Here is a 24,559-nt window from a genome sequence, read left to right on the forward strand (position 1 = left end):
CTCAGTCCTGCGCCGGTCCGCCCTCAGCCAGTTCCTCGCCCTGCGGGGCGTGGCGGGGGGCGGCGGTGCCGCGTTCGGCGGCGTCGTCCACCTTCCACTTCACCTGCCGCAGGAAGCCGCGGAACAGCCGGCTTTCGGCGCTGCTCATCAGCGCTCGGTCCAGCAGCGCCCGCCACAGCCGCAGGGTGTGCCGGGCCCGCACGGCGTCGGTGTAGCCGATCAGCTGCATGGTCTCGTGCAGGTGCCCGTACATGGCCTCCATCTCCTCGCGGGTGGCGGTCTTGCGGGTCAGTTCGGGCGGCTCGTCCTGCCCCTGCAGGAACTCGTAGCACACCAGCAGCACCGCCTGCGCGAGGTTCAGGCTGGCGTAGTCCCCGGTGGGGATGCGCACAGCCATCTGGCACTGCTCCAGGTCACTGTTGATCAGGCCCGTCTCCTCCGGCCCGAACACCAGCGCGGGCGCCGCGGCGTCCCGCACGAAGGGCCGCACCAGCGCCGGGTGCCGGGGTGGCGGCAGGTCCGCGCGCTGCCGGGCGGTGGTGCCCACGCTCAGGTCGCGGTCGGCCAGGGCGTCGCGCAGCGTCGGGTACACCCGCGCGGCCCGCAGGATGCCTTCGGCGTGCACGGCCATCGCCACGGACTGGCTGTCCAGGTAATCGCAGCGGGGCGCGACGATCCGCAGGTCGCTGGCGCCCATGTTCAGCATGGCGCGGGCCGCCGAGCCGACGTTGCCGGGCGTTTTCGGAGAGACGAGGACCACCGCGAGATTCACGCCGGGGATGCTACCGCGTTCCGGCGCATGGGCGGCCCCGCCGCTCAGGTGCCCGCGGCGTAGATGGGGTTTTCCAGTTCCACGCCCAGCCCCAGGCCCAGGTCGGCGGCCAGTTCCTCCGGGGTGTCCCCCCAGGATTCCACGCTCACGTCCGTGAAGCCCGCCTCGCGCGCCAGCGCGCACACGCCCAGCAGCAGCGCGGCGCGCAGCCCGCTGCCGCGCATGTCGGGCCGCACGCCGGGCGCGTCGATGCGCAGGTACCCGTCCTCCCGCGCGGCGCGGCACAGGCCCGCCGCGCGGCCCCCGGCGTCCACCGCGATCAGGCTCAGGGCGGAATCGAAGCCGCCCGCGCCCTCCTCGGCCGCCGCCGCGGCGACCGCGTGATGCCCGATGCGGTCCTCGTAGGTGCCCAGCGCGTCCAGGCGCGTGGCGAGGTCCGGCACGTCCGACAGGCGCCGCAGGGTCACGCCCTCCGGGCCGGGCGCGGCGGCGGTGGGCGTCGGCCCGGCCAGCATGCGGTACGCCGCCACCTCCCGCAGCCCCGCGCCCGAGAGCGCCCCGGCCGGCAGCATCAGGCCGTCCGCGAAGGCGTACACCCGGCCCAGTTCGGCGCGCGCGGCCTCCACCAGCGCCTGCGCCACCGCTTCCCCGTGCTCGCCGTCCAGGCTGCCGCCCATCAGTTCCATCCCGTGCGCCGGGCTGGGCCGCGCGCCCAGGGCGCCCAGCGCCTCTCCGGATTCGTCCAGCGCCACCCACGCGGCGCGCAGTTCGGCCTCCAGCCACCCCAGGTCGCCGGCCGGCGTGCCGTACAGCGCGGCGAACACATCCAGAACTCGGGAGGGCGGGGCAGGGGAGACCGTGAACGTCATGCCCGGCAGCGTAGCAGCCCCCGCCCGGCCCCACCCGGCCCGGCCAAGGGTCCGTCAATGCCGTTCAGGCCAGCCCTGGCGATGCGGCGCGTACCCTGGCGGCATGACCACCCCCGACTCCAGCCGGCCCCGCACAGTGCTGATGTTGCACGCCTACCCCCTGAACGCCCGCATGTGGGACGACCAGAAGGCCGCCCTGGAGGCCGCCGGGCTCACCGTGCTCGCCCCGGACCTGCCGGGCTTCGGCGCGGCGCCCGGCGCCATGACCAGCCTGGAGGAGACGGCCGCTGACCTGCTCGCCACCCTGCCCGCCGGACCGCTCGCCCTGGTGGGCCTCAGCATGGGCGGGTACCTGGCTATGGAGCTGCTCGCGCAGGCCCCGGACCGGTTCGCGCGGGTGGTGCTGGCCGACACGACCCTGCGCGCCGACCCTCCCGAGAAGGTCCAGGACCGCCACGCCCAGGCCGACCGCGTCCTGGAAGAAGGCCCCGGGTTCCTGATGGACGCCGCCCGCGACGAGCACCCGGCCGCCACCTTCAGGCGGGTGCAGCCCATGATCGAGGCCGCCACGCCCGAGGGCGTGGCCGGGGCGCTGCGTGCCATGGCCGCGCGCGGCGAGAGCCGCAGCGTACTGGCCGGCCTGCACGTGCCGCTGCTGGTGCTCGTCGGCGCGGATGACCCCGTCACCCCGCCCGACCGCGCGCAGGAAATCGCGGACGCCGGACGCGGGGACCTGGTCGTGATCCCCGGCGCCCGGCACCTGTCGAACCTGGACCAGCCCGCCGCGTTCACTCAGGCGCTGCTGGACTTCCTGACCTGAGCCTCAGGCCGCCGGGCCCGCCACCCGGCGGTACAGGTCCAGGTACTGCGCGGCCGGGCCCGCCCAGCTGAACTCCAGGTTCATGGCCCTCTCCACGCGCGCCGCCCACCCGGCCGGGTCGTTCAGGGCGGCCAGGGCCTGCGCGGCCGCGCCGGTCAGCGCCTCGGGCGTGGCCTCGCTGAACCGGAAGCCGACATCGTGTGGCACGGTGTCCACCAGCCCCCCCGTCTCCCGCACGACCGGCAACGTCCCGTAGCGCATGGCGATCATCTGCGAGAGTCCGCACGGCTCGAAGCGGCTGGGCATCGCGAACGCCTGCGCGCCCGCGTAGATGCGGTGCGCCAGCCCCTCCTGCAGGCCCTCCGCGAAGGTCACGCGCGGATGCTGCGCCCAGCCCCGGAACGCCGCCGTGAGCAGCGGGTCCCCGCCGCCCAGCACCACCACGTTCCAGTCCTGCGTGAGGTCCGGCAGCGCCTCCAGCAGCAGGTCCATGCCCTTCTGCCCGGCCAGCCGGCTCACGGTACCCAGCACCGGCGCGCCGTCCAGGCCCAGCTCGGCCCGCAGCGCCGCCGTGGCCGCCGCCTTGCCCTTCAGGTCCGCGTAGGTCGGGATGTCCGGGTCGGTGCGCGGGTCCCAGCGGTCCTGGTCCAGGCCGTTCAGGATGCCGCTCAGGCGCCCCTCCAACGTCAGGCGCACCATCACGCCGTCCAGGCCCTCCCCGTACTGCGCCGTGGTGATCTCCTGCGCGTACTGCGGGCTCACCGTGGTCACGTGATCCGCGAACACCAGCCCCGCCTTCATCAGGTTCACGTCCCCGTGGTACTCCACGCCCTCCACGCCCAGCATCCCGCCCGGCAGGCCCAGCCACGCGGCCGCCTCCGGCAGGTTCCAGCGGCCCTGATACTGCAGGTTGTGCACCGTGAACACGCTGCGCAGCCCCAGCAGCCGCGCGTGCGCCACCACCAGCCCCGCCTGCCAGTCGTGCCCGTGCAGGACGTCCGGCATCAGGTCCAGCGCCCGCAGGACCGGCAGGGCCGCCCGGCCGAACTGCGAGAAGCGCCACACGTCATCGTCGTGGTACAGGCCCGGGCGCCCGAACTCCTCCAGGCCCAGGAACAGGAACTGCACGCCGTCCTGCGTCAGGCGCCCTACCCGCACCGGGCCCACGCCCGGCACCACGCCCCGCCACACCTCTTCCGGTGCCCCCGCCAGGTCCGCGTACCAGGGACTCAGGACCACGGCCTCGGCCCCCTGCCGGGCCTGCACGGGTGGCAGCGCTCCCAGCACGTCCCCCAGGCCACCCGACCGCGAGAACGGAAAGACCTCGGACGCCACATGCACCACTCGCATACCCGCACTGTACGCCCCGCTCCCCGCCTGACCCGCCGCGTTTGACAAACCCAGACAGCATTGATACTCTTCCCCTCGCCCGAAGCAGGGCCTGCTCCCCGCAGCGGCCAAGGTCCACAGGTGCAATTCCCTCAGGGCTCTTAGCTCAACGGTCAGAGCAGTCGGCTCATAACCGATTGGTTGCCGGTTCAAATCCGGCAGGGCCCACCAACATCAGGGCGGTTAGCTCAGTGGTAGAGCATTCGCTTCACACGCGAAGGGTCGTAGGTTCAAGTCCTATACCGCCCACCAAATCATCCCAGACGGCGAAAATCCGTTCTGGGACTTTTCTTATCTGGCTACCAGTCTGACGGTCAAACCTTCAGGAGGGTCGCTATGAACATCCGTGATGCCATCGAAGCTTTTTTGCTGGACCACCGCGCCAGAGGCAGTCGCCCCAGAACACTTGAGTGGCACCGGTACACGCTCAGCTACCTGCTCCGGGACAGCCAGGATGCCGAGGTCGCCACGCTCACTGTCTTCGTCATCAACCAGGCGCTAGCCCGAGAGGTTAAGCCCAACACCTTAGCCAATTACGAGCGGTCTCTACGGGCGTTTTGCGCATGGCTGGTCGGTGTGGAGCTTCTAGCCAAAGACCCGTTTAAAGGTCGGAAGCGGGCCAAGCAGGTGTTCGAGCCAAAGCGCGTGCTGACGCCCCAGGAAATCTCGTTACTGTTTCAGGCGGCCAAGGCGGATAGACGGTGGAGATACCGAAACCCGGCTCTGCTGGCGGTATTCCTTGACTCGGGGTTACGAGCCTCAGAGGTGGCGCGCCTCAGTCTGGGTGACGTTGACTGGGAGACTGGGGTGCTGAAAGTGGAAGGCAAGACTGGACCCGGAACGGTTGCCATCGGCCGGCAGACCCTACGTTTACTCAAGCGGTACGTAAGCCATGAACGGAAAGCGAGATGCACAACCCTCTTTGTTCACGCAGGTAAGCCCTTGAGCCAGCCCTCCTTGACCCGGTGGGCAAGGCGTCTCGGTGTGAGGGTGCCCCAATTGCGGTTCCAGCCGATTTGCAAATCTCAGCGTACCTCAGCCCGCCTGTTCCAGGCGGGCAAATTCGTTCGGGGTCCGGCCACCAAGTGAGGTGTGGGGCCGGACGTCGTTGTCGTCCTGACGCCAGGCTGTGAGGATCAGGCGAGCCTGATCCAGGCTCTGGAACCAGTGGAGATTGAGGCACTCGTCCCGGACCCGACCATTGAAACTCTCGATGTAGGCGTTCTCCACGGGTTTTCCAGGCCGGATGAAGGTATGCGTGATGCCGCGGTCGTGGGTCCAGAGATCCAGGGCCTTGCCCGCGAACTCCGGGCCGTTGTCGGTGGTGATCGCCTGCGGTGCGCCCCTGAACCGCACCACGGCCTCGAGGACACGGACGACATCATGGCCCGTGATGGAGGTGCCGACGTGCATGACCAGGCACTCTCGGGTGAAGTCATCCACGACGTTCAGGACGCGGAACCGCTGACCGGAAGCCAGCTGATCGGCCATGAAGTCCAGGCTCCAGCGTTGATTCGGAGCAGAAACCTGCGGTTTCTGCTGACGCGCTCCCACGCTGAGTTTCTTCCGTTCTTTCTTCCGAACGGCGAGCCCTTCAGCCCGGTAGATCCGGTAGACGCGCTTGTGGTTCACGGTCTCACCTTCCCGGCCCAGCATCAGGTGAATCCGTCGGTATCCGAAGCGCGGTCGTTCCTGTGCCAGCGTGCGGAGACGCTCGACCAGGCGCTGGTCTTTCTCTCTTTTGGGGCTGTTCCGTCTTTGCGTGGTTCGGGAGAAGCCCAGCACCCGGCAGGCTCGTCGTTCACTGACCGTGAACGAATCCCGCAGCAGGGTCACCATCTGCTTTTTGAGGGGCGTCTGCGCCTGGGACGACGTCCCAGGCGTCACCACTTTCGTCCCACCACCTCTTTCAGCATCGCGTTGTCGAGCGACAGGTCAGCCACCAGCTTCTTGAGCCGCTGGTTTTCGGCTTCCAGTTGGCGGAATTTTCGAGTCTCGTCTTTGGTCATGCCGCCGTACTTGGCCTTCCAGCGGTAGATGGTCGTCATCGCGACTCCATGGAGTCGCGTCAGATCGCTGATCGGAGTCCCCGCCTCAAGCTGGCCGAGGATGTCCAGGATCTGCTGTTCCGTGTACCGTTTGCGTTTCATGCGCCTCCCAGTCTGCTGCTCGATTTGCAATCAGACTGGCACCGGAAACAGGGGCAAGGTCAGTGCCCGTCGCCAACGGTTTTGAAGAGTGGTGAGCACGTCGCCTCCACGCGGTAGGCGCGGCTTGAGGGTGAGATGTCCGTTACAGAGCGGGACAGAGTATTCTAGCGGTTGTATGACGGCTTCTCCTGGTAACCATCTTTGTTTTCTCATTCACAACGACACAATGTCGGGGCTAGTATGACCAACGCGTCCATTGCGAAGGAGCAAGAGTTCGATCTTGCCATGGTTGTGCGTGGTACACGCCGCCGGCTCTCATGGATTCTAGGCCTACCCATTTTTGTAGGAGCTCTTACTTACCTTGGATCAGGACTGCAGCCTCCCCTATATGCAGCAAAGTCAACACTAATTTCATCGTCTAGTACTACATCTGGCAATGATTTGCCGAGTGGCGGTACGGTGAAGGCTCCACCTCTTCCAGAGGGAGCTGTGTCGCAAGCCATGCAGAGTACATCTGTAATCGTGCCTCTGATTCAGAAATTAAAGAATGCAAATAGGATCGATGACATTGAGCGAGAGAGACTGATTTCCGATCTAAGTCGTGAATTGAGAAGTCAAGATTTTAGGACATTGAAGCTGTCCGCTCAAATTGAACCCTACGCGGCCGGCAATGGCATTTATACCATTATTGGAATAAGCAGGACACCTGATGCTGCTGCAGAGTTGGCAAATTTGGCAAGCGAGTCTTTATTATCATGGGATCGTAATCGCGCATCCGATAATATACGCCGCGCTCAGGATGGCTTTAGAGCTCAGTTGGCAGAGATCGATCAACAGTTGAGAAATTTGACGATTGATGAACTAGAAAGACAGACATTAGTCGTGCGACGCGCTGATATCCAGAATAGTTTTATCCAATCCGTAATTCTTGAGAAGTCAGCCGCGGGTGTTTTAAGTAGACTTTCAAACGCAGTGCCACCTATAGAGCCAGAGTCTCCTAGGCCTATTAGAGATGCCTTGATTATGTCAATTCTTACGATGATGCTTACAACGGCGGCTGTTGTAGTAATGACTGTGCTTGATCGGACTATTAGAACTGAAGATGATCTCGTTGATCTCGGCCTACCCACTTTTGCAACTCTTCCTCGGCTTCGTCAACGCGATATTGTCTTTTCCGGGATTGTTCGAGCTGCGCGAAAAGCTGGTCTGTATGAGGCAATTGGTTTTTTGCGTGTGAATCTTATGTCTGCGGTGAATAATATTGATCATCCAATAGTGATGGTGACAAGTACGGCTCCAGGTGAGGGCAAAAGTACAGTAACTGCTACCTTGGCTGACGGTATATCGGCGAGTGGACTAAAGGTTTTGATTGTTGATGCAGATCTTAGAAGGGGTACACAAGAATTAGTGTGGAAAAAATTCGATGAGAATGGTAGCTGGCATCAATTAGTGGGAGAAGGCGGTGCGAAAAATACACGTGAGGCACTGTTAAATCCCTATCATGTCCAGGTATTACAAGTAGAGCCAAATATAGATATGTTGCCAGCGGGACCGAGTATTCATGAAAGTCTATCTGTACTAAACCAAGCTGATATAGACTTAGCATTTACGATTTGGAAGAAGAACTACGATCTTATTTTAATAGATAGTGCCCCGTTGCTTGCTTTGGCCGATGGCCTTGTCGTCGGACGACATGTAGATGTTGTCGTTATGGTGTCGGAATACGGACGTACCAACATTAAAGGGTTGCGTAATGCACTTCATCGAGCACAGAGAGCAGGTCTGAAGGTGGCTGGTGCAATTATTAATAAATCGGATGTGAGGGAACAGCAGTCATATGGCTATTCCTATTCCTATCGAGTTGGTGCGGAAAAATAGCATTTCGCTATTAGAACTGCTCCTCTGGTCAGTATATTAATGTTTTCATTTAGGAGTGAAGCCTTGTGGTGGTACGATGAGAAGGTCGAAAAAAGCATCCGATTACTTCCTCAGTCTAGTGCCGATCACTATGACTGGCTTTGTAGGTAGTGTTTTTGGTCTGCGTAAGATCAATAGCCTACCAAGCTTCCTAAAAGTAGTAGTTATAATTTTTTGTCTTAGCCATGTGGGAGCTGCCTTACTGTCTCCTTCATTGTTTACTGCCACTATTTGGACGATATTTCGCCTTTTTATCCTTGTCGGCTTAATTTCTTATGGGTCTCATTTAAAAGATCTGAGGGGGATTAGATTTTTAGCCATTGGAATTCTTGCTTCAGAACTTCTAGCGATTTTTTTTACCATCACTGTTGACAGCGGCCTGACCTCGCGCTTGAAACATCCATATATGACCTCAGTGTCTCTTGGCCTTGTAGGTAGTTTTGGAATCTGGATATCAGTATTGGGACGGGACCTACTTTGGAAAACCTGGAACTTGGCCTTAAGTCTTTTGCTTTTTTCTTTGAGCACCCTGGTTGTCTTATTTTCGGGCAGTCGAAGTGCGGTTGCTGCGACGATTATAGGCCTTATTTTTGCAGCAATCACTTTCGAGAGAAAGCAGGCCATCAAAACTTTATTCGCCATCTTAATAATAATTGCTGTTTATATACTGCTCCTAGGATTTTCAAACGTAGGCTTCTTGTTTAGAATTCTGGATGGTAATACTTCTGGAAGGAGCGCAATATGGTACTCAGCTTTAAGTTTGATTAAATCCCAGCCGTATAGCGGTATCGGAGCTTATCAGTTCGGTAATTACAATAATGGGATTCAGGAGGGTTGTGCGAGTTTCAATAGTGAGGCCGTCATTGATAATTGCCGGGGGATAATTGATATTATCGGGACCCCTTGGATTATTACACATAATGCCACTCTCCAGGAGCTTGTAGAGTTTGGGTTTTTGGGAATAGCTAGTTTCTACGTCCTTTTAGGATTGATTCTTTATGCAGCTATAAAAACGCGAATTCCTCTTGTATTAGCTTTTGTTGTTGGCATGATGTGCATGTCATTGTATGACAATGTTTTGATTGTACCAAGCCCGTTCTTTGCGGAAGTATTTTGGGTGATTGGAGGCTACTGTATCGCCAGGGTTAAATTGAATCTACGTCAATTCACTGCGATACCTTTTTTACTATTTATAGTAATTTCCTCTCCTGTATTTATAATGTTTTTTCCACTAGAGCGTAATAATTATCTAAGTAGGCTTAGTGGAGTTTTTGAGGATCAGGAGGGGAAGCGTAATATTGCAGTGATGATTGAAAAAAGTGAGCTCGAGGTAGTTATATTTGAATGTACTAATTATTGTGTCGCGGTAGAGTCGAATTTTTCCTCGCGAGGCTTAAACATGATATCATGGTATCCGAAGATTCAGCAGCCTACCTCTTACATGTTGACTGCATTTCGCAGCACGGGGATGGTAACTCTTGAGAGTATTATCTATGTTGAAAAATAGCGTAATGGTTGTGTATTTTATATACACAACCATTATATCAATCGCATTGATAGTTCTTTGTTTGTGTATCTTCTTTCTTATTTTTTATAAGAACTTATCTGAGTATACGATAAGAAACGAGTTACCTGCAGAATGTACTATAACTAATCGCGGCTTCACAGTCGAGGGTTTATCGGAAATCCCAAAGCATATCGAGGCACAGCAAGGCATTGTATTACGAGCTTGTAAATCTGGAAGGATTATTTTAAAAGGCATAGCTACTAGAATTGATTCTAATGAGTATCTATTTGTCGCTCATGCGGGTATTGATCGATCGATTGAGGAAACGGTTAAAGGGGAGTTCCATTTAGAGCTACGAATTCGGCAGAACGATACCGTTTTGTTATATTTGCATGCTAAACCTCTAATCGCTTTCCGCGAGATTTTTGTTTCTCGACTTTTATATGGAAATCCTGTTTGTAATAGCAAGGATATTATTGTATCTAAAGAAACAGGCGGGGTATATGATAAACTGACATCAACAGGTTCGGCAATTTTCGATAAACCCATAATTGTCCCGCCATGTCCCGGTAGCTCAGCATCATTTGCCATAAATGGCACATCAGCTAACGGAGAGTATCCTATTATAGAAATCAAATCTGGGAATATAAGAAGAAAATTGCAGCTGAGTAAAGAAGAGCAAGTTATGGAAATAAGGGACGCTAAATCTTTAACTACCATCACAATTCAGAACCCTATACGGGATTCGTCAAATAATCCGAAAGTGATAATCGACAAGCTGGAGTTTCATCATGAGTAGCATTGTTCCTAGGATTCCAAGTAAATATAATGTGCTTCTTTTGTTTTGCGCCCAAGGGGCAAAATTTCTCGCGTTAGCAATTTCTCTCATCTTGCTGCCTACATTCGATACCTCTACATGGGGCCAATACATTTTTATACAATCATTGTCAATTTGGCTTTCGCTTATAATCGAATATGGTTTTAATATAGCGAATGTTGGACGCATTGCTAGAGTGTCGAAAGATGAACTTAGTTTTGAATGTAGACTAGCATTAGCTGAATCATTTGCGGGACGTAGTATAATATTTCTCGTTCTTCTTATAGCAATAGTGGCCTTTACTCCAGTAATAGAACTTAAAATGCAAATATCGTTAAATACTTTACTATTTGTTTTAATGGCCGCTGCTGGAATTGGAACTATGCCAACATGGTTTTTCCAATTTACTGATCGAATTTATGTAATTGCACTTGCGGAAGTTGCAAGCGCAATATTATCCATCGCTTGCCTCTTCTTACTCGCGCATCAAACAATTAATATACTTAATTGGTCTGCGGCTACAGCTATGATTGCGATTGTTATATCTTTGATAGTTAATTTCATAGCTATTAAGGAAGTCACGTGGCATACTGTTCCACTTCGTCATAGTTTTTGTATTCTTAAAAAGTCATTTACTTATTTTGTCTACAATTCTTCAGTGGGCATTTATAATGCTGGCACAACAGTACTGGTTGGTAGTCTTTATGGTATTAGCTTGAGTGGGGCCTATGGAGTAGCAGATCGTATCACTCGACTAATTAACTCGATTATCAGTCCGATCATAAAGGTATATTTTCCTAAATTTACATTACTATATATAAGTAATAAAAGATTGTACTATATGCAGCTTTCGAATGTCTTGCTAATCTCAATAATTTGCTTTTACTTCATTTCGCTTTTACTTTTCTTATTTTTTCCACTGCTGGTTCGGAATTTTAACATAGCTACGACAGAGTTGATAGAAATGGGCCAAGTGTTATCAGTGGCAATCTTCTTCGTCAATATGAGTACAATTATAAGCTTTTTTTGGATATTACCTACAAAACGCTCAATACATTTCAACTACATAACTTTATCTGCAGCGTTTATCAATACATGCGGGATCCTTATCTTGAAATATTTTGATATCGATAACATCGCTTATAGTGTATTGACTTCAGAAATATTTGTTTTACTCGCTCTGATTCTTTTGCTACACAAAGGTAGAAAGGAGAAATAATGATAGCCTCTGTAATAATTCCGACTCACCTGCGTCATGATAGTCTTAACCTAATTTTGGAGGATCTTTATAATCAAGAGTATCCTAAAGATTTATATGAAGTTATAGTTGTAGACTCTAAAGAACACGTAGAAAATACGCAAGAATTTATTCATAATATACAGTTTCACAATTTTGTAAAGATACTGGAAGCGGATAACAACATAGCAAAAAAGCGCAACACCGGTGCCGAGTGTGCATCTGGTGAGTATTTAATCTTTCTCGATGACGATATGCGTGTCGGGGGAAATTTTATTGAGACGCATATTGCCGCCCATATAGAGCCGGGATTGATTGTCTCGGGCCGCGTGCAGTTCCCAGAGAAATGGATACGAGAAAGTAATTACTATAAATATAAAAACTCCCGTCATGTAGGGCGATATAATGACGGCGCTAAACTTTCTGGACATCATTTTACATCAATGAACTTTTCAATCCTCAAGCATACCTTTTTATTAATGAATGGTTTTGATGAATCGTTCCAATTTTATGGAGGCGAAGATATAGAATTCGGATTACGGGCAGATCGATTCGGTGTAAAGCACCGCTACTGTGAAAAGTGTGTAGCTATCCATTGCGAAACACAAGGATCCTTGAAATCTTTCATGAACAAAGTTTACAAGGCGGCATTCTACAGCCACCCTCTAGTAATTGCGAAATCGCCTGCGACTCAATATATTACAACTTTCATCCTAACAGAAGATGGATTCCAACGACCATTAGAAAAAGAAATGCTATTTCTCATTGTAGACCGACTTGCGAACTCTAAAGTAATAAATATCTTACTAGCACTGCTCGGCCGTCTAAATAGAAACTCTTTCTTATATAGTCCTAGGCTGTATATGTTGCTAACGTTAATTGTTACTCGAAAGGCGGCTACTGATCGTTACATGGAGAAATATGATCCCATTTTTGACTAATTTACCATCTAAAGATGGAATGACTAGAAATAGAATTATAGCAGCGGCAAAATTCATTTTAGTTTTGTCCATAATAAATTTACACACCTTACGGAATGTATCGACGGTACTCTATATGTCCATATATGTTCCGGTAGTTCTCATGGTTTTAGTTGATTGCCTAATTAAAAGATCTCCTAGATTCAATGCTTTCGGACTTCTGTTGATGATCTTTTGGATATTGGCAATGATTTATGGTTTTTTTATATCAGTGCAATTTATTTCCTTGCAAGGCGGCATATACGGCCTAGTACGAATCCTATTCGCCTTTCCCATACTCCTTGCTCTTTATGCATACACAAATAACATAAATGATGTAAAGCATTTCTCCGGTTATGCTGTAATCTTTTTTGCCATCGCTTCGCTTAGCCTACCATTACAGTTTTTAACCGGACCAATACCATGGTTCCCTGCCGAAGCAGAGAGAGCTGGCTTTGTCAGATTCTCCTCTCTTATTGGAAGTTTAACATCAATAGGAGTTATAGTTGGGTCGTATATGACGCTGTCTCAAAAAACAGTGAAATATCAATATATCTGGCTGAGCATAATTGTGGTTTGTGCAGTGATATCGCTTTCGAAAGCCGCGATTGCTAATATCGGCATAGCCCTTACTATCCTAATTCTTCTCAACATAAAGAGTATTTCCAAGACTATAATAACACTTATCTTAGTTTGCGGTTCATTCATCGCATTATATTCCTCCGTTGATCAAATATCTAACCGGGTAAATGCTGTCCTAACAAGTTTTGGAGTATCAGTTGGAAACGAGCGTATTATAAATTATGACTACTCCTTTCGCGAATCGGCATTCGATCGACTAACCAAACTGCCACTGGACAATTACAATAAATTAAGTGGCTTAGGCACTAATGCTGTATATCTCACTGGTGCTGGATTCGGAATGGCCTCAACCGCATTAGTCCCGGAAGCTGATTCACTTGCGATTATGGCGCACAATCAATATGCTGAAAGTATTACGGTATTCGGCTGGCTAATTGGTGTGCTCATAAATATTTTGATTATTTCCTTCGCCTTTATAATATTGCGAAAATATTTAAGGACCAAGGAGAGATTCTATCTAACGCTTTTCGCTGCTTATTCTATATTTCTAATTAACTCAATTTTTGCTAATGGTACAATATATCAGCCCTCCTCCGCAACTATTTTCTATATCGCCATGTTTGTGGCCTGTAGTACAGATGGTAGATCATATAAAAATTTGCATTACAGTAATAAATATCGGTGATAATAAATTAAGATAAATTGTAAAATTCGGCAAGCAATGTAAATATAAAGAGGGTAGTAAATAAGAAAGAGCAGTGAGCCAGTCGAAGGACCTGCCAAGAGGGCTATGCGAAAAGTGGCCTGAGGCTCACCACTCTTCAAAACCGTTGGCGACGGGCACCGGTACACTGAGACCAAATGTTGTTGAGTCGTGTCTTTGACGTGTTCGGCCCCGCCGCCGTAGGACACGCCGTGTTCTACCATCACGAGCCAGCGCTTCGCTTTGAGCTGGCAGGCGGCGAAACGGTTGTAGATCGATTCTCGCAGGCCTATGACCGGGCACGACTGATCGCGTCTCGGGCCTTTGAGCGCACGGAACGGGTCACCGTCGTCCTCGCGACGTATGTCATCAACGAGCGGACCGCACAGACGCAGCTTTCTCGAAGTGCACGCTCATGCGGCGTAGCGATTCCTCGGAAGCGGGAATCTGTCCTGTGGCCGAGCGATGACGCGGGCAATCCAGCACGCCTCCTGATGGCGTTCGAAATGGATGTGGAGGCCGTCCCTCGCTTGCTTTGGGGTGTCCTGGCTCGAGAAGTCGGCGTGCGGCCCCGGTTGGACGGCGCGTTGTACCTCGCAGACCTGGACCACGGGATCCTGGTGCATCCGTACGACGATCGCGGCATGGATGTGATTGGGCCGAACACTGAGCGGATCGCGATGCTGTATCGCGAATTTCAGGCTTGGCGGCTGGCCTATGATCACGAACGCATGGAAGGCTTTTTCTCCTAGGACTCAAGACCTAGACCCGGAGACCGGTCCAAATTGGAGATGCGTGCAGTCAGAGTGCTCCAAGAGGCTGGGGAGGGATGCAGCAAAAGATCCTGTAGATGGTCCAGGCCCATTCGAAACACGGACACCGCGCGGTGTCCGTGACTTTTGATCTGGACATTGGTACAGGCAGCCAAGACTTCCCCGGTTACAGCCGCCCAGATGAACGCCATGCTGACCACCGTCAGCAGCGTGGACACCCGCTCTGCGCGGGTCAGTCCCGTGTCCTCCAAATTGAAACCCCTGGTCTTCAGTGCGGCATGCAGGTTTTCCGCTTGCCAGCGTCGCGCATACCGTCGAAGGTTCGGTCCCACGTGCCCCCGGTACGCCAGGTACAGCGTCTCTCCAGCGGCGTTCTTCGTCGCGGCCACCCGAAGGGACACGCCGTAGATCAGGGTCTGGCGGCGCCAGACCCTGATCTCACCCGCCTGGAGGTTCTTGAACACGGCCCAGACCGGGAGGCAGTGTTTCCCGATGGTGGCGCGTGCTGGGAGTCGAATACAGGGCGCGATGCCGTGTTGGTCGAGGAACCCGAACCAGTGTCGCCCAATGAATTCGCGATCCGCGAGGAGGCACCGGATTGGCCGACCCGGGCACAGCGTCAGGAAGCGATCTACGAGTGATTCCCGGACCCGGGAGTCACTGGCACCACCGTGTGGGAGCAGGGTCCACATCAGGGGCAGGCTGAACCCGTTCCACACAGCGGAGAGCAGCAGGATGTTTACGTCCTGCTGACCGAGTCTCCAATTTGTCCGATCTAAAGTGCGTCTGAAAACCGTCAGGGTGGGCCTTTGGCCAGACGGCGGACCATCAACCGAATCATGACCTCGTACACCAGGTTCTCGGCGGTCTCGACCAGTGCCTCGTCATCTTTGGCCATCCGCCTGGACTTGCCCAACCACGCAAACGTCCGCTCCACCACCCAGCGGCGTTTCAGCACCACGAACCCTTTCGGCACCTCCACGACCCGTGGAGGTGCGTCTTTTGGCGCCCAGGTGCCCTGCCAGCCGGACCAGGGATGTTTGACGATTTCCATCGTCCAGCCCAGGTGCGTCTTGATGTCCTCAGCGAGCTTTCCGGTGTAGCCCGCATCCGCCCACAGATGCCCCATGCGAGGAAACACATTGAGCAGATCGCGCAGGAGCAGGACCGCACCGGTGCGGTCCTGGATGTCCGCTTCATGCACCTTGATGGCCATCACTAGCCCCAGCGTGTCGACGAGCAGGTGACGCTTGCGGCCACTGACTTTCTTGCCTCCGTCATATCCGCGGGGTCCACCAGCCTCGGTCGTTTTCACCGATTGGCTGTCGATGATCGCGGCGCTGGGCGTCGCCTCCCGGCCTTCCCGGAGTCGAACCCACTCCCGCAGGGTCGTGTGCACAGCCTCCCACACGCCCTGCAGCCGCCAGACACGGTGGTAGTGATAAATCGTCTGCCAGGGGGGAAAGTCATGGGGCATTGCTCGCCAGGCAATGCCGCCGCGCAACAGATAGAAAATGCCGTCCAGGATCTCCCGCAGCGACCACTTCCGGGGGCGGCCGACAGGGGCCTCGGGAGGGAGAAGCGGACGAAGGACGTTCCACTCGGCATCCGTGAGATCGTTTGGGTACGCAGGCCGGGTCATGTGCGCACCACCTCCGCCTCATCGTGCGCTCTCGTTCACGCAGAAAAAATACGCACCAGCACGGTTTTCAGACGCACTTTAGGATGAGATCCACGGGACCATCCGGGAGGAACGACAGCGCGAAGCGGGGAAAGAGACTGTCTGGAAAGGAAAACTGCACAAAGCGGACCAGGCGTTGATATCGGGCAGCGACCGTGCCCGGCAGCTGAACATGCGTCTTCAGGCTGTACAGCACGACGGTTCGCGCTTGAATCACCGCCAGAACGAGGGCCGTGAAGACCACCAGACGGCGGGCATCGATGGGAAAGGCAGACCGCAACGCGATTTGCAAGCTCTCGTGAGGGGGTCGGCTCCTGGGTGGTTTCATCGCAGAAACACCGTACAAGACAAATTTCCCCTACCCCATACCCGTTTTGAAGAGTAGTCAGATACCGCCCACCAAGAAAACCCCGCTCCGGCGGGGTTCCTTCATTTTTGCCTTCTTCAGGCGAGCAGGCTCACCGCGTCGTGCCGCACGCCCTCCACGCGCAGCGCCAGCCGGCGGTCCGGGCTGGGGGTGGGCCGCGCCACCTCCCGCAGGCGGTACGCGGGGTCCAGGGACAGGTCCAGCGTTCTGAGCAGCGCCGCGGCGTTCAGCATCATCAGGCCCTCGGCCATGCCGCTGCCGGCGCAGGTGTGCGCCCCCACCCCGAACGGCGCGTACGCGCCCGGCTGGCGGTGCTCGGCGCGCTCCCGGGTGAAGCGGTCCGGGTCGAACCGCTCCGGGTCCGGGTAGAACCGCTCCAGGCCGTGCGAGACGGTCGTGCCGATGATCACGGTCGTGCCGGCCCTCAGGTCATGCCCGGCGAACGTCACGTCCTGCGTCAGGGTGCGGGTCAGCGCCGGCGCGATGGGGTGCAGGCGCAGCGTTTCCATCACGAAGCGGTGCAGCAGGGGGCTGCGGCCCAGCGCCTCGGCGTCTGGGGGGCCCTCCCGGAACAGCGTGTCCGCCTCGGCCCGCAGGGCCGGCAGGTACTCCGGGTGCCGGTGCATGCGGTACAGGATGAATGCCAGGCTGTTCGCCGCCGTATCCATCCCGGCGATGAACGCGCCCATTACGGCCATGCGCTGGTCGGCCGGACTCCACAGGTCTGGGCGTTCCTGCGTGGCGGCCAGCACGCTGTCCACCAGGTCCGGCTCGCGGCCGGCCTCGGCGGGCGGGGTGCGGCGGTGCGCGTCGATCAGTCCGTCCACCATGCGGGAGATCGCGGCCTTGCTGCGGCGGTACCCCGGGAGGGCGAGCATCGCCCGCGGCTGCTGCCGGGTCACGGTGACCATCAGGGCCGTCTGCACGAAGCGCAGCATGTCCGCCATGTAGGGCCGGGCGGTGCCGTTCACGACCAGCCGCGCGAGCTGCTCGGTGATCACGTTCTTGCTCCACTCCGCGACCGGCAGCGTGTCCCCGGCGCGGAAGGGCGCGAGGTCCTCCGCGGCCACGCTCAGGGCGCGCGGCAGGCCCGCCACGAACGCCGACCGGGCGTAGGACGGGCCCTCGACGCGGCGGTAGTGGCGGTGCACCTCGCCGTCCACGCTGATCAGCGACTGCCGGACGCCCATTTCCAGGTCGTTGGGCCGCCACGCTTCCTCGGAGCGCAGGACCTGATGGCCTTCTTTCATGGTGAAGAGGTTCGCCTCCGGGCCGGCCAGCGCCGTGAACCGCTGGCCCAGGGCGCTCACCTGAAAGACCGGCCCGTACGTCCGGTAATGCCGGGTCAGGAAGGGCCGCAGGCGCGGCGTCATCAGGTCCGGGAGGTTCCCGATGAGAGGGCGGCCGGGAACGACGGGGAGCGTTCGGGAGGACGGGAGGGCCATGCTTCATGCTAGGGCAGTTGCGTCCCGCAATGATCGCATTCTCCGGGTCAGTCCGGCACGTTCACGGGCCGCGCGGCGTCCAGCCACCCGTGATCCCGCAGGAACGCCCGGAAGGCCGCCAGTTCGGCCCGGCTCGCCTCGCGCTCGGCGTCGTCGAGGGACCGCAGCCACGCCTCGCCGGTCAGGGGCGTGAACCCCAGCAGCGGCGCGGGCGCGCCCAGGAACGCCTCGAAGCGGTCCAGGCCGGTCTGGCCGGGCCGGGTGGCCCGAAAGGCGTTCAGGGCATCGCGCAGCATGATCGGCAGAGCGGACGGGAAAGACGCAGGGGTGGGAAGGTTCGTCTGCATTCGGACAGCCTGCCCCTGGCCGGTCAGCCGGGCCTCAAGGGCGTGTCAGCCGGCCGTCAACGGAGCGCCTGGGTCTTCATATCGTCCTAGGCGTAACCACAGTCCCTCACTTCATGCCGGACATACCCGCGCCTGCTACACTTCTCAGGTGACTCCCGGGCCGGACCTCCTCTCGCAACTCAACCCCACCCAGGCGCAGGCCGCCGACCACTACACGGGCCCCGCCCTGGTGATCGCCGGGGCGGGCAGCGGCAAGACCCGCACGCTGATCTACCGCATCGCGCACCTGATCGCGCACTACGGCGTGAACCCCGGCGAGATCCTCGCCGTGACCTTCACGAACAAGGCCGCCGCCGAGATGCGCGAACGCGCCAGCCACCTCGTGCCCGGCGCGGACAAGCTGTGGATGAGCACCTTCCACTCGGCCGGCGTGCGCATCCTGCGGGCGTACGGCGAGCACATCGGACTCCGGCGCGGCTTCGTGATCTACGACGACGACGACCAGCAGGACATCCTCAAGGAGATCATGGGCGGCATTCCCGGCATCGGCCCGGACACCACCCCCCGCGTGCTGCGCGGCATCATCGACCGCGCCAAGAGCAACCTGCTGACGCCCGGCGACCTGGACCGCAGCCACGAGCCGTACATCAGCGGCCTGCCCCGCGACGCCGCCGCCGAGGCGTACCGCCGCTACGAGGCCCGCAAGAAAGCGCAGAACGCCATCGACTTCGGGGACCTGATCACCGAGACCGTGCGGCTCTTCCACGAGGTGCCCGCCGTCCTGAACGCCGTGCAGAACCGCGCCCGGTTCATTCACGTGGACGAGTACCAGGACACCAACAAGGCCCAGTACGAACTCACCCGCCTGCTCGCCAGCCGCGACCGCAACCTGCTCGTCGTGGGCGACCCGGACCAGAGCATCTACCGCTTCCGCGGCGCGGATATCCAGAACATCCTGGACTTCCAGAAGGACTACCCGGACAGCAAGGTGTACATGCTGGAGCACAACTACCGCTCCAGTGCCCGCGTGCTGGACCTCGCCAACCGCCTCATCGAGAACAACACCGAGCGCCTCGACAAGACCCTCAAGGCCGTGAAGGGGGAAGGCCACCCGGTCGTGTTCCACCGCGCCACCGACCACCGCGCCGAGGGGGACTTCGTCGCCGAGTGGCTCACGCGGCTGCACCACGACGGCCGCAGCTGGAACGACATGGCGATCCTGTACCGCACGAACGCGCAGTCCCGCGTGATCGAGGAGTCCCTGCGCCGCGTGCAGATTCCTGCGAAGATCGTGGGCGGCGTGGGCTTCTACGACCGGCGCGAGATCCGCGACATCCTCGCCTACGCCCGGCTGGCCATCAACCCCACCGACGACGTGGCCCTGCGCCGCATCATCGGCCGGCCCAAGCGCGGCATCGGGGACACCGCCCTGCAGAAACTCATGGAATGGGCGCAGCAAAGCGGCGCGAGCCTGCTCACCGCCTGCGCGAACGCCGCCGAGCGCGGCATCCTGGACCGCGGCGCGCAGAAGGCCGTGGACTTCGCGCACCTGATGCAGGGCTTCGCCGACGCCGCCGACGCCTACCCCCCGGGCGCGTTCCTGCGCCTGCTGATCGAGAACAGCGGCTACCTCGACCTCCTGCGGCAGGAAGGCCCGGAAGGGCAGATGCGCATGGAGAACCTGGACGAACTCATCAACGCCGCCGAGGAATGGGCGCAGGACAACGACGGCACCATCCAGGACTTCCTGGACGACGCCGCCCTGCTGTCCAGCGTGGACGACATGCGCACCAAGACGGAGAACAAGGGCGCCCCTGAGGAAGCCGTCACGCTGATGACCCTGCACAACGCCAAGGGCCTGGAATTTCCCGTGGTGTTCATCGTCGGGACGGAAGAGGGCCTGCTGCCGAGCCGCGGCGCGCTCGTCGAGGCGGGCGGCATCGAGGAGGAACGGCGGCTGTTCTACGTGGGCATCACCCGCGCCATGGAGCGCCTGTTCCTGACCGCGGCCGAGAACCGCATGCAGTACGGCAAGACCAACGCCGCCGAGGACAGCCGCTTCCTGGAGGAGATCGAGGGCGGCTTCGACACCGTGGACCCCTACGGGCAGGTCATCGACTACCGCGCGAAATCCTGGAAGCAGTACCGCCCCGCCGCGCCCGCCCCCAGCGCCGTGAAGAACACCAGCCCGCTCACCGCCGGCATGGCCTACCGCGGCGGCGAGCGGGTCCGGCACCCCAAGTTCGGGGAAGGGCAGGTGCTCGCTGTGGCCGGCACCGGCGAGAAGCAGGAGGTCACGGTGCACTTCGCGTCGGCCGGCACGAAGAAACTCATCGTGAAGTTCGCCAACCTCAGCCCGGTCTGACCGGCCACTCCTCCATGAGGTGCCCCACGCGACCGGCTGGCATATCCAGCAGGCCGCTCAGTCCGCGCGGATGAACGGGGCGGGCCTCCAGATCGGCCAGCGGCACCCACTGGAACGCCAGCTGCCCGGCGTCCCGCACGCGGCTGCCCTCGCTTGGCAGCGGCCCGGTTGCCTCAACGAGGTAACACAGGCCCAGCTGCTGGCGGCCCCGGCCAGGATCGAAGCCCTCGATCAGGCCGACCAGCCGCGCCGAGGCGGCCGGCACGCCCGTCTCCTCGAAAAACTCGCGGTGGGCGGCACTGCGGCTGTCCTCGTGCAGCTGCACGGACCCGCCCGGCAGAAACCAGAAGCCGGACCCCGGCACCGTGTTCGTGAGGAGGTGCCCGTCCTGCACGCAGAGCAGGTGGACGCGCACCTGCACCTCCGTCCCGTGCACGTCCAGCCGCAGGTCCGGCCCGGGCACACTGGCGCCCTCGTGGTGAATGACGTGCCGGAACTCGCCCTCCGGCACACCCAGCAGGGGCAGGGCCGCCGTGGGGTAGATGGGCGTCCCGCTCTCCGCATGCGGATCGGTCCACTCCAGGTGGTTGGCGGCCTGGTCCGCCACGCGGAAGGCCGTCACCGGCAGGGCGTCTGGGGCAGGGACGTGGTAGTAGACGCCCAACTCGTGCCAGCGCCGGCCCTTCAGGGTGAAGAAATTCTCCACGAGGCCCGCCAGGGCCAGCGGTCCGGCGGGCAGGCCCGTCTCCTCCTGCCACTCGCGGGCCGCGCCCCGCGCCAGCGTCTCCCCGGTGCGCAGGGCGCCGCCCGGCAGGTTCCGGAAGGGATAATCCCCGGCCTCCACCAGCACCCGGCCGTTCCTCTGGCACAGCAGCACCGCGCGGACCGCGAACACCGCGTCGTTTACCAGCAGCCTCAGATCACCCACCGCGCCAGTGTTCCGGACCGCGCCGCGCGTCACATCCGCCAATTGACGCAGCGCAGCAAAAACGGCCCCGGAACCCCGGGGCCGTCCGCGCGCCGAGGCGGGCTTACTTGCTCTTGATGATGCGGTCCTGCGCGCCGCCCGCCAGGTTCGGGTTAACTTTCACGTACGCCAGGAAGGCGTCCACGTCCACCAGGTTCGGGAGCTGCAGCACGTTCACGCCGCTCTTGAACGCCACGAAGTTGTCCCCGCCGGTCGCCAGGAAGGAGTTCATGGTCACGCGGTACGTCTTGGCGGGGTCCAGGGTCACGCCGTTCAGCTTGATGCTGGCCGGGTCCACCTTGCTGCCCTTGGGCGCGGTGCTGTCGTAGCTGTACGTGAAGCCCTTGCTGACCTGCAGGATGCGGTTGCTGCCGGGGTTGGGGTTGTCGAACTGCTGCTCCAGCAGCTCCTTGATCTGCGCGCCGGTCAGGTCCATCACGGCCAGCGTGTTCCCGAAGGGCTGCACGGCAAACAGGTCGCCGAAGGTGGCGGTGGTGCCGCCGCCCGTCGCGTTCAGGTCCGCGCGGATGCCGCCGGGGTTCATGAACGCGATCAGCGCGCCGCGGTCGGCGGTGGCGGCCAGCTGCGAGTCGGCGATCACGTCACCCAGGGCGCTCTCGCCGGCAGGGTTCGCGGCGCGCAGGATGCTGGCGGTGGCCAGCGTGCCGACCGGCTGGCTCTTCACGGCGTCCGTGAGGGTCTTGGCGCGCGTGACCAGGGCGGTCATCTCGGCGTTCTTGGGCGTGCTGCGGGTGTCCATCACGACGTTCGCGGCGCGGATGCTGGTGACCTTGTGCCAGCGGGTGTCCACGGTCATGTCCAGGCGCTGCAGCAGGTGCCCGTAGAAGTCCCCCTGAATGACGGTGCGGCCGTTCACGACGCAGTTGTACCCCTGGTGGGTGTGGCCGCTGATCACGGCGTCCACGCGCGGGTCGAGTTTGTTCACGATGTCGGCGATGGGGCCGGTCAGGGTGCCGCAGGCGGGCTTGTCGAAGCCGTCCTTGCTGGTGCCGCCCTCGTGGATCAGCATGATGATCGCGTCCACGCCCTTGGCCTTCAGTTCAGGCACGTACTTGTTCACGCTGCTCGCCTCGTCCAGGAAGGCCAGGGTGGACACGCCGTCCGGGCTGACGATGGTGGGTGTGGTCTTCGTGACGGCGCCGATGAACGCGATCTTCGCCGCGCCGACCTGCTGGATCAGGTACGGCTTGAAGACGGGCTGGCCGCTGGCCTTGTCCACCACGTTCGCGCCCAGCCACTGGAAGCCGGCGCCGGGGTACGGGTTCTCGAACTTGCAGGCCTTGGCCATGTCGTTGCTGTCGCAGCCGCCGTTCTGCATGCGCAGCAGCTCCTTGAGGCCCTGGTCGAACTCGTGGTTGCCGAGGCTGCTGGCCTTCATGCCCAGCTTGCTCAGCGCGATCACGCTGGGCTCGTCCCGCAGCAGGCTGCTGGTGATGGGGGACGCGCCGATCAGGTCCCCGGCCCCCACGAACGCCAGGTTGGGGCTCTTCGCGCGTTCGGTGTCCAGGTAGCCGCCGATGACCTCCACGCCGCCCGTGGTCAGGCGCACCTGCTTGGTGGGATCGTTCGGGTCGGGAATCATCACGCCCGCGAAGGTGGTGGCCTCCAGGTTGCCGTGGAAGTCGTTCAGGCCGATGACCGTCACTTCCTCGATGCCGGAACCGGTGAGGCTGGTGCAGCTGGCGAGGCTGAGGGCCAGGCCGATCAGGGTCAGATTTCTTTTCATGCGGGCCTCATTGTACGCAGTCCAGGGTCAGGCGGATGTCTCCCCCGGCGGGGGGCGCCCGGTCCGGAACTGCCTGCGCGGCCGCCCCCGTCGCCGGACGCAGGCCCAGGTCGGCCAGCATCGTCCAGTCGGCCTGCGCGGCCTGTCCCTCCTCCGTCAGGTAGTTGCCCAGGAAGATCGAGTTGGCGATCAGCAGCGCCAGCGGTTGCAGGCTGCGCAGGTGTAGTTCCCGCCCGGCCGAGGCCCGCAGTTCCGCGCGCGGGTTCGTCAGGCGAAACAGCGCCAGCACCCGCAGGCACCACCACGGCGTGAAGTGCGCGGTGGTCTGCGCGCCGTCCAGTGCCGCGCCGGCGATGGGCATCAGGAAGTTCACCGGAATGGAGTCCGCGCGGCGGGCCCGCAGCGTCAGGGCAAGGTCCACGATCTGCTCCGGCGTTTCCCCCAGGCCCACGATCACCCCCGAGCAGGTGCTCATGCCGGCCGCCGCGGCGTGCGTCAGGGTCTCCACCCGGTTTGCGTACGTGTGCGTGGAGCAGATGTCCGCGTAATGGTCCTCGTGGGTGTTCAGGTTGTGGTTGTAGGCGTCCACCCCCGCCTCTCTCAGGGCCTGGGCCTTGCGCTGCCCGTCCTCCCCCAGCAGCAGGCCCATGCAGGCGCACACTTCCAGGCCCGTGTTCGCCTTGATCTGGCGCGTGGCCTCCGCGACCTGCCGCACCTCGCCCCAGGTGCCGCCGCGCCCGGACAGCACGATGCAGTACCGCTGCGCGCCCGCCGCCTCGGCCCGCCGGGCGTCCGCGAGCATCTCCTCCGGGGTGCGCACCCGGTAACGGGGAATGCCAGTATCCGCGCCCTTCGCCTGCGAGCAGTACGTGCAGTCCTCGGCGCACAGCCCGCTTTTCGCGTTCAGCAGGACGTTCACCTTCACGGTGTCCCCGAACGTCTCACGCCGCACGCGCCACGCGGCGTCCACGAGCTTCAGCGTGTCGGTGTCCGGTACGTTCAGGACCGCCAGGCCCTCGGCGGGGGTGAGGGGGTCGCCGCGCAGCACGCGGGCGGTCAGGGCATCGAGATCAAGGAGGGAAGACGTCATTCGTTCAGCAGATTAAGGGAATCGCTGAACGAGCGCGAGGCGGACCCCGCCCCGT

Annotated in this window: 20 protein-coding genes, 2 tRNA genes and 2 pseudogenes; 12 read left to right on the forward strand and 12 right to left on the reverse strand. The window is 59.4% G+C overall.

Going from position 1 to position 24,559, the window contains the following annotated elements:
• Position 1: 1 nt before the first annotated feature.
• Entirely contained in the window at positions 2–772 is a 771-nt protein-coding gene (locus tag DFI_RS05190) for an RNA methyltransferase (protein ID WP_043779681.1), read from the reverse strand.
• Between the two features lie 44 nt (positions 773–816).
• The gene (locus DFI_RS05195) at positions 817–1,641 is read right to left on the reverse strand and encodes a hypothetical protein (RefSeq protein ID WP_027464268.1); all 825 of its coding nucleotides are present in this window, start codon (positions 1,639–1,641) and stop codon (positions 817–819) included.
• 103 nt (positions 1,642–1,744) lie between these two features.
• Here DFI_RS05195 and DFI_RS05200 point away from each other — a divergent pair, with 103 nt between their 5' ends.
• Positions 1,745–2,461 carry an alpha/beta fold hydrolase gene (locus DFI_RS05200; protein WP_027464267.1) on the forward strand — a complete coding sequence of 239 codons (717 nt, stop codon included), beginning with the start codon at positions 1,745–1,747 and terminating at the stop codon, positions 2,459–2,461.
• A 3-nt stretch (positions 2,462–2,464) separates the two neighbouring features.
• Here the strand turns inward: DFI_RS05200 and DFI_RS05205 are convergent, their stop codons facing one another.
• The gene (locus DFI_RS05205; RefSeq protein ID WP_027464266.1) at positions 2,465–3,811 is read right to left on the reverse strand and encodes a glycogen synthase; all 1,347 of its coding nucleotides are present in this window, start codon (positions 3,809–3,811) and stop codon (positions 2,465–2,467) included.
• 134 nt (positions 3,812–3,945) lie between these two features.
• Here DFI_RS05205 and DFI_RS05210 point away from each other — a divergent pair.
• The 3 genes from DFI_RS05210 (at position 3,946) to DFI_RS05220 (ending at position 4,939) form a co-directional block, all read left to right on the forward strand.
• Positions 3,946–4,021 (forward strand) — tRNA-Ile (locus tag DFI_RS05210).
• A 6-nt stretch (positions 4,022–4,027) separates the two neighbouring features.
• Positions 4,028–4,102 (forward strand) — tRNA-Val (locus tag DFI_RS05215).
• Between the two features lie 84 nt (positions 4,103–4,186).
• Positions 4,187–4,939: a tyrosine-type recombinase/integrase gene (locus DFI_RS05220; RefSeq protein ID WP_081426028.1), complete on the forward strand. Its 753-nt coding sequence runs from the start codon at positions 4,187–4,189 to the stop codon at positions 4,937–4,939.
• Here the strand turns inward: DFI_RS05220 and DFI_RS05225 are convergent.
• Positions 4,886–6,000 (reverse strand): IS3 family transposase gene (locus DFI_RS05225; protein ID WP_244940324.1). Its coding sequence is split into 2 segments (ribosomal slippage): positions 4,886–5,751 and positions 5,751–6,000, totalling 1,116 coding nucleotides; the frame shifts between segments, so codons are not numbered across the junction. The genes DFI_RS05220 and DFI_RS05225 overlap by 54 nt on opposite strands.
• A gap of 240 nt (positions 6,001–6,240) precedes the next feature.
• Between DFI_RS05225 and DFI_RS05230 the strand changes: the two genes are divergently transcribed.
• The 7 genes from DFI_RS05230 to DFI_RS05250 all read left to right on the forward strand — a co-directional run bounded on the left by DFI_RS05230 (position 6,241) and on the right by DFI_RS05250 (position 14,474).
• Entirely contained in the window at positions 6,241–7,878 is a 1,638-nt protein-coding gene (locus DFI_RS05230; RefSeq protein ID WP_043779689.1) for a tyrosine-protein kinase domain-containing protein, read from the forward strand.
• Positions 7,879–8,008: 130 nt separating this feature from the next.
• Complete coding sequence (locus tag DFI_RS05235) at positions 8,009–9,424, forward strand: O-antigen ligase family protein (RefSeq protein WP_162145444.1); 1,416 nt, start codon at positions 8,009–8,011, stop codon at positions 9,422–9,424.
• A complete protein-coding gene (locus DFI_RS20115; protein WP_155864613.1) occupies positions 9,411–10,223 on the forward strand; it encodes a hypothetical protein in 813 nt (270 codons plus the stop codon). The genes DFI_RS05235 and DFI_RS20115 overlap by 14 nt, the downstream gene beginning before the upstream one ends.
• Positions 10,216–11,460: an oligosaccharide flippase family protein gene (locus tag DFI_RS05240; RefSeq protein ID WP_081426031.1), complete on the forward strand. Its 1,245-nt coding sequence runs from the start codon at positions 10,216–10,218 to the stop codon at positions 11,458–11,460. The genes DFI_RS20115 and DFI_RS05240 overlap by 8 nt, the downstream gene beginning before the upstream one ends.
• On the forward strand, positions 11,460–12,419 hold the full coding sequence (locus DFI_RS05245) for a glycosyltransferase (protein ID WP_081426027.1): 960 nt from the start codon (positions 11,460–11,462) through the stop codon (positions 12,417–12,419). The genes DFI_RS05240 and DFI_RS05245 overlap by 1 nt, the downstream gene beginning before the upstream one ends.
• 205 nt (positions 12,420–12,624) lie before the next feature.
• Positions 12,625–13,704 (forward strand): hypothetical protein, encoded by a 1,080-nt coding sequence (locus DFI_RS20120; RefSeq protein ID WP_162899072.1) that lies wholly within the window; start codon positions 12,625–12,627, stop codon positions 13,702–13,704.
• Between the two features lie 176 nt (positions 13,705–13,880).
• On the forward strand, positions 13,881–14,474 hold the full coding sequence (locus tag DFI_RS05250; protein ID WP_027464263.1) for a DUF3885 domain-containing protein: 594 nt from the start codon (positions 13,881–13,883) through the stop codon (positions 14,472–14,474).
• On the opposite strand, the pseudogene DFI_RS05255 reads toward DFI_RS05250, so the two are convergent.
• The 5 genes and pseudogenes from DFI_RS05255 to DFI_RS05275 form a co-directional block, all read right to left on the reverse strand.
• A pseudogene (locus DFI_RS05255) lies at positions 14,471–15,274 on the reverse strand (IS4 family transposase); the annotation flags it as partial. The gene DFI_RS05250 and the pseudogene DFI_RS05255 overlap by 4 nt on opposite strands.
• A gap of 17 nt (positions 15,275–15,291) precedes the next feature.
• Positions 15,292–16,137 carry an IS5 family transposase gene (locus tag DFI_RS05260; protein ID WP_118375840.1) on the reverse strand — a complete coding sequence of 282 codons (846 nt, stop codon included), beginning with the start codon at positions 16,135–16,137 and terminating at the stop codon, positions 15,292–15,294.
• 79 nt (positions 16,138–16,216) lie between these two features.
• Positions 16,217–16,504: pseudogene (locus tag DFI_RS05265) on the reverse strand (IS4 family transposase); the annotation flags it as partial.
• 116 nt (positions 16,505–16,620) lie between these two features.
• Positions 16,621–17,988, reverse strand: a complete 1,368-nt coding sequence (locus tag DFI_RS05270; RefSeq protein ID WP_027462406.1) for a cytochrome P450 — start codon at positions 17,986–17,988, stop codon at positions 16,621–16,623.
• A 47-nt stretch (positions 17,989–18,035) separates the two neighbouring features.
• Positions 18,036–18,335, reverse strand: a complete 300-nt coding sequence (locus DFI_RS05275; RefSeq protein WP_051307606.1) for a hypothetical protein — start codon at positions 18,333–18,335, stop codon at positions 18,036–18,038.
• Positions 18,336–18,483: 148 nt separating this feature from the next.
• Here DFI_RS05275 and DFI_RS05280 point away from each other — a divergent pair, with 148 nt between their 5' ends.
• Entirely contained in the window at positions 18,484–20,700 is a 2,217-nt protein-coding gene (locus DFI_RS05280) for an ATP-dependent helicase (RefSeq protein ID WP_027462407.1), read from the forward strand.
• On the opposite strand, the gene DFI_RS20570 is transcribed toward DFI_RS05280, so the two are convergent.
• The 3 genes from DFI_RS20570 to bioB form a co-directional block, all read right to left on the reverse strand.
• Positions 20,687–21,628 carry an NUDIX domain-containing protein gene (locus DFI_RS20570; RefSeq protein ID WP_051307608.1) on the reverse strand — a complete coding sequence of 314 codons (942 nt, stop codon included), beginning with the start codon at positions 21,626–21,628 and terminating at the stop codon, positions 20,687–20,689. The genes DFI_RS05280 and DFI_RS20570 overlap by 14 nt on opposite strands.
• Before the next feature lie 103 nt (positions 21,629–21,731).
• The gene (locus DFI_RS05290) at positions 21,732–23,414 is read right to left on the reverse strand and encodes a bifunctional metallophosphatase/5'-nucleotidase (protein WP_027462409.1); all 1,683 of its coding nucleotides are present in this window, start codon (positions 23,412–23,414) and stop codon (positions 21,732–21,734) included.
• A gap of 7 nt (positions 23,415–23,421) precedes the next feature.
• Positions 23,422–24,504, reverse strand: coding sequence for a biotin synthase BioB (gene bioB, locus DFI_RS05295; protein ID WP_081425781.1), 1,083 nt, complete (start codon positions 24,502–24,504; stop codon positions 23,422–23,424).
• Positions 24,505–24,559 lie beyond the last annotated feature (55 nt).

The sequence above is a fragment of the Deinococcus ficus genome (assembly GCF_003444775.1).
In the GTDB taxonomy this organism is placed as follows: domain Bacteria; phylum Deinococcota; class Deinococci; order Deinococcales; family Deinococcaceae; genus Deinococcus; species Deinococcus ficus.

Excerpts from the sequence above, each read along its gene's own strand:
- DFI_RS05275 (WP_051307606.1), bottom strand. The coding sequence starts at position 18,335 with ATGCAGACGAACCTTCCCACCCCTGCGTCTTTCCCGTCCGCTCTGCCG.
- DFI_RS05270 (WP_027462406.1), bottom strand. The coding sequence starts at position 17,988 with ATGGCCCTCCCGTCCTCCCGAACGCTCCCCGTCGTTCCCGGCCGCCCT.
- DFI_RS05220 (WP_081426028.1), top strand. The coding sequence starts at position 4,187 with ATGAACATCCGTGATGCCATCGAAGCTTTTTTGCTGGACCACCGCGCC.
- DFI_RS20120 (WP_162899072.1), top strand. The coding sequence starts at position 12,625 with ATGATCTTTTGGATATTGGCAATGATTTATGGTTTTTTTATATCAGTG.
- DFI_RS05195 (WP_027464268.1), bottom strand. The coding sequence starts at position 1,641 with ATGACGTTCACGGTCTCCCCTGCCCCGCCCTCCCGAGTTCTGGATGTG.
- DFI_RS05240 (WP_081426031.1), top strand. The coding sequence starts at position 10,216 with ATGAGTAGCATTGTTCCTAGGATTCCAAGTAAATATAATGTGCTTCTT.
- DFI_RS05260 (WP_118375840.1), bottom strand. The coding sequence starts at position 16,137 with ATGACCCGGCCTGCGTACCCAAACGATCTCACGGATGCCGAGTGGAAC.
- DFI_RS05235 (WP_162145444.1), top strand. The coding sequence starts at position 8,009 with ATGACTGGCTTTGTAGGTAGTGTTTTTGGTCTGCGTAAGATCAATAGC.
- DFI_RS05290 (WP_027462409.1), bottom strand. The coding sequence starts at position 23,414 with ATGAAAAGAAATCTGACCCTGATCGGCCTGGCCCTCAGCCTCGCCAGC.
- DFI_RS05230 (WP_043779689.1), top strand. The coding sequence starts at position 6,241 with ATGACCAACGCGTCCATTGCGAAGGAGCAAGAGTTCGATCTTGCCATG.
- bioB (WP_081425781.1), bottom strand. The coding sequence starts at position 24,504 with ATGACGTCTTCCCTCCTTGATCTCGATGCCCTGACCGCCCGCGTGCTG.
- DFI_RS05250 (WP_027464263.1), top strand. The coding sequence starts at position 13,881 with ATGTTGTTGAGTCGTGTCTTTGACGTGTTCGGCCCCGCCGCCGTAGGA.
- DFI_RS05200 (WP_027464267.1), top strand. The coding sequence starts at position 1,745 with ATGACCACCCCCGACTCCAGCCGGCCCCGCACAGTGCTGATGTTGCAC.
- DFI_RS20115 (WP_155864613.1), top strand. The coding sequence starts at position 9,411 with ATGTTGAAAAATAGCGTAATGGTTGTGTATTTTATATACACAACCATT.
- DFI_RS05245 (WP_081426027.1), top strand. The coding sequence starts at position 11,460 with ATGATAGCCTCTGTAATAATTCCGACTCACCTGCGTCATGATAGTCTT.
- DFI_RS05205 (WP_027464266.1), bottom strand. The coding sequence starts at position 3,811 with ATGCGAGTGGTGCATGTGGCGTCCGAGGTCTTTCCGTTCTCGCGGTCG.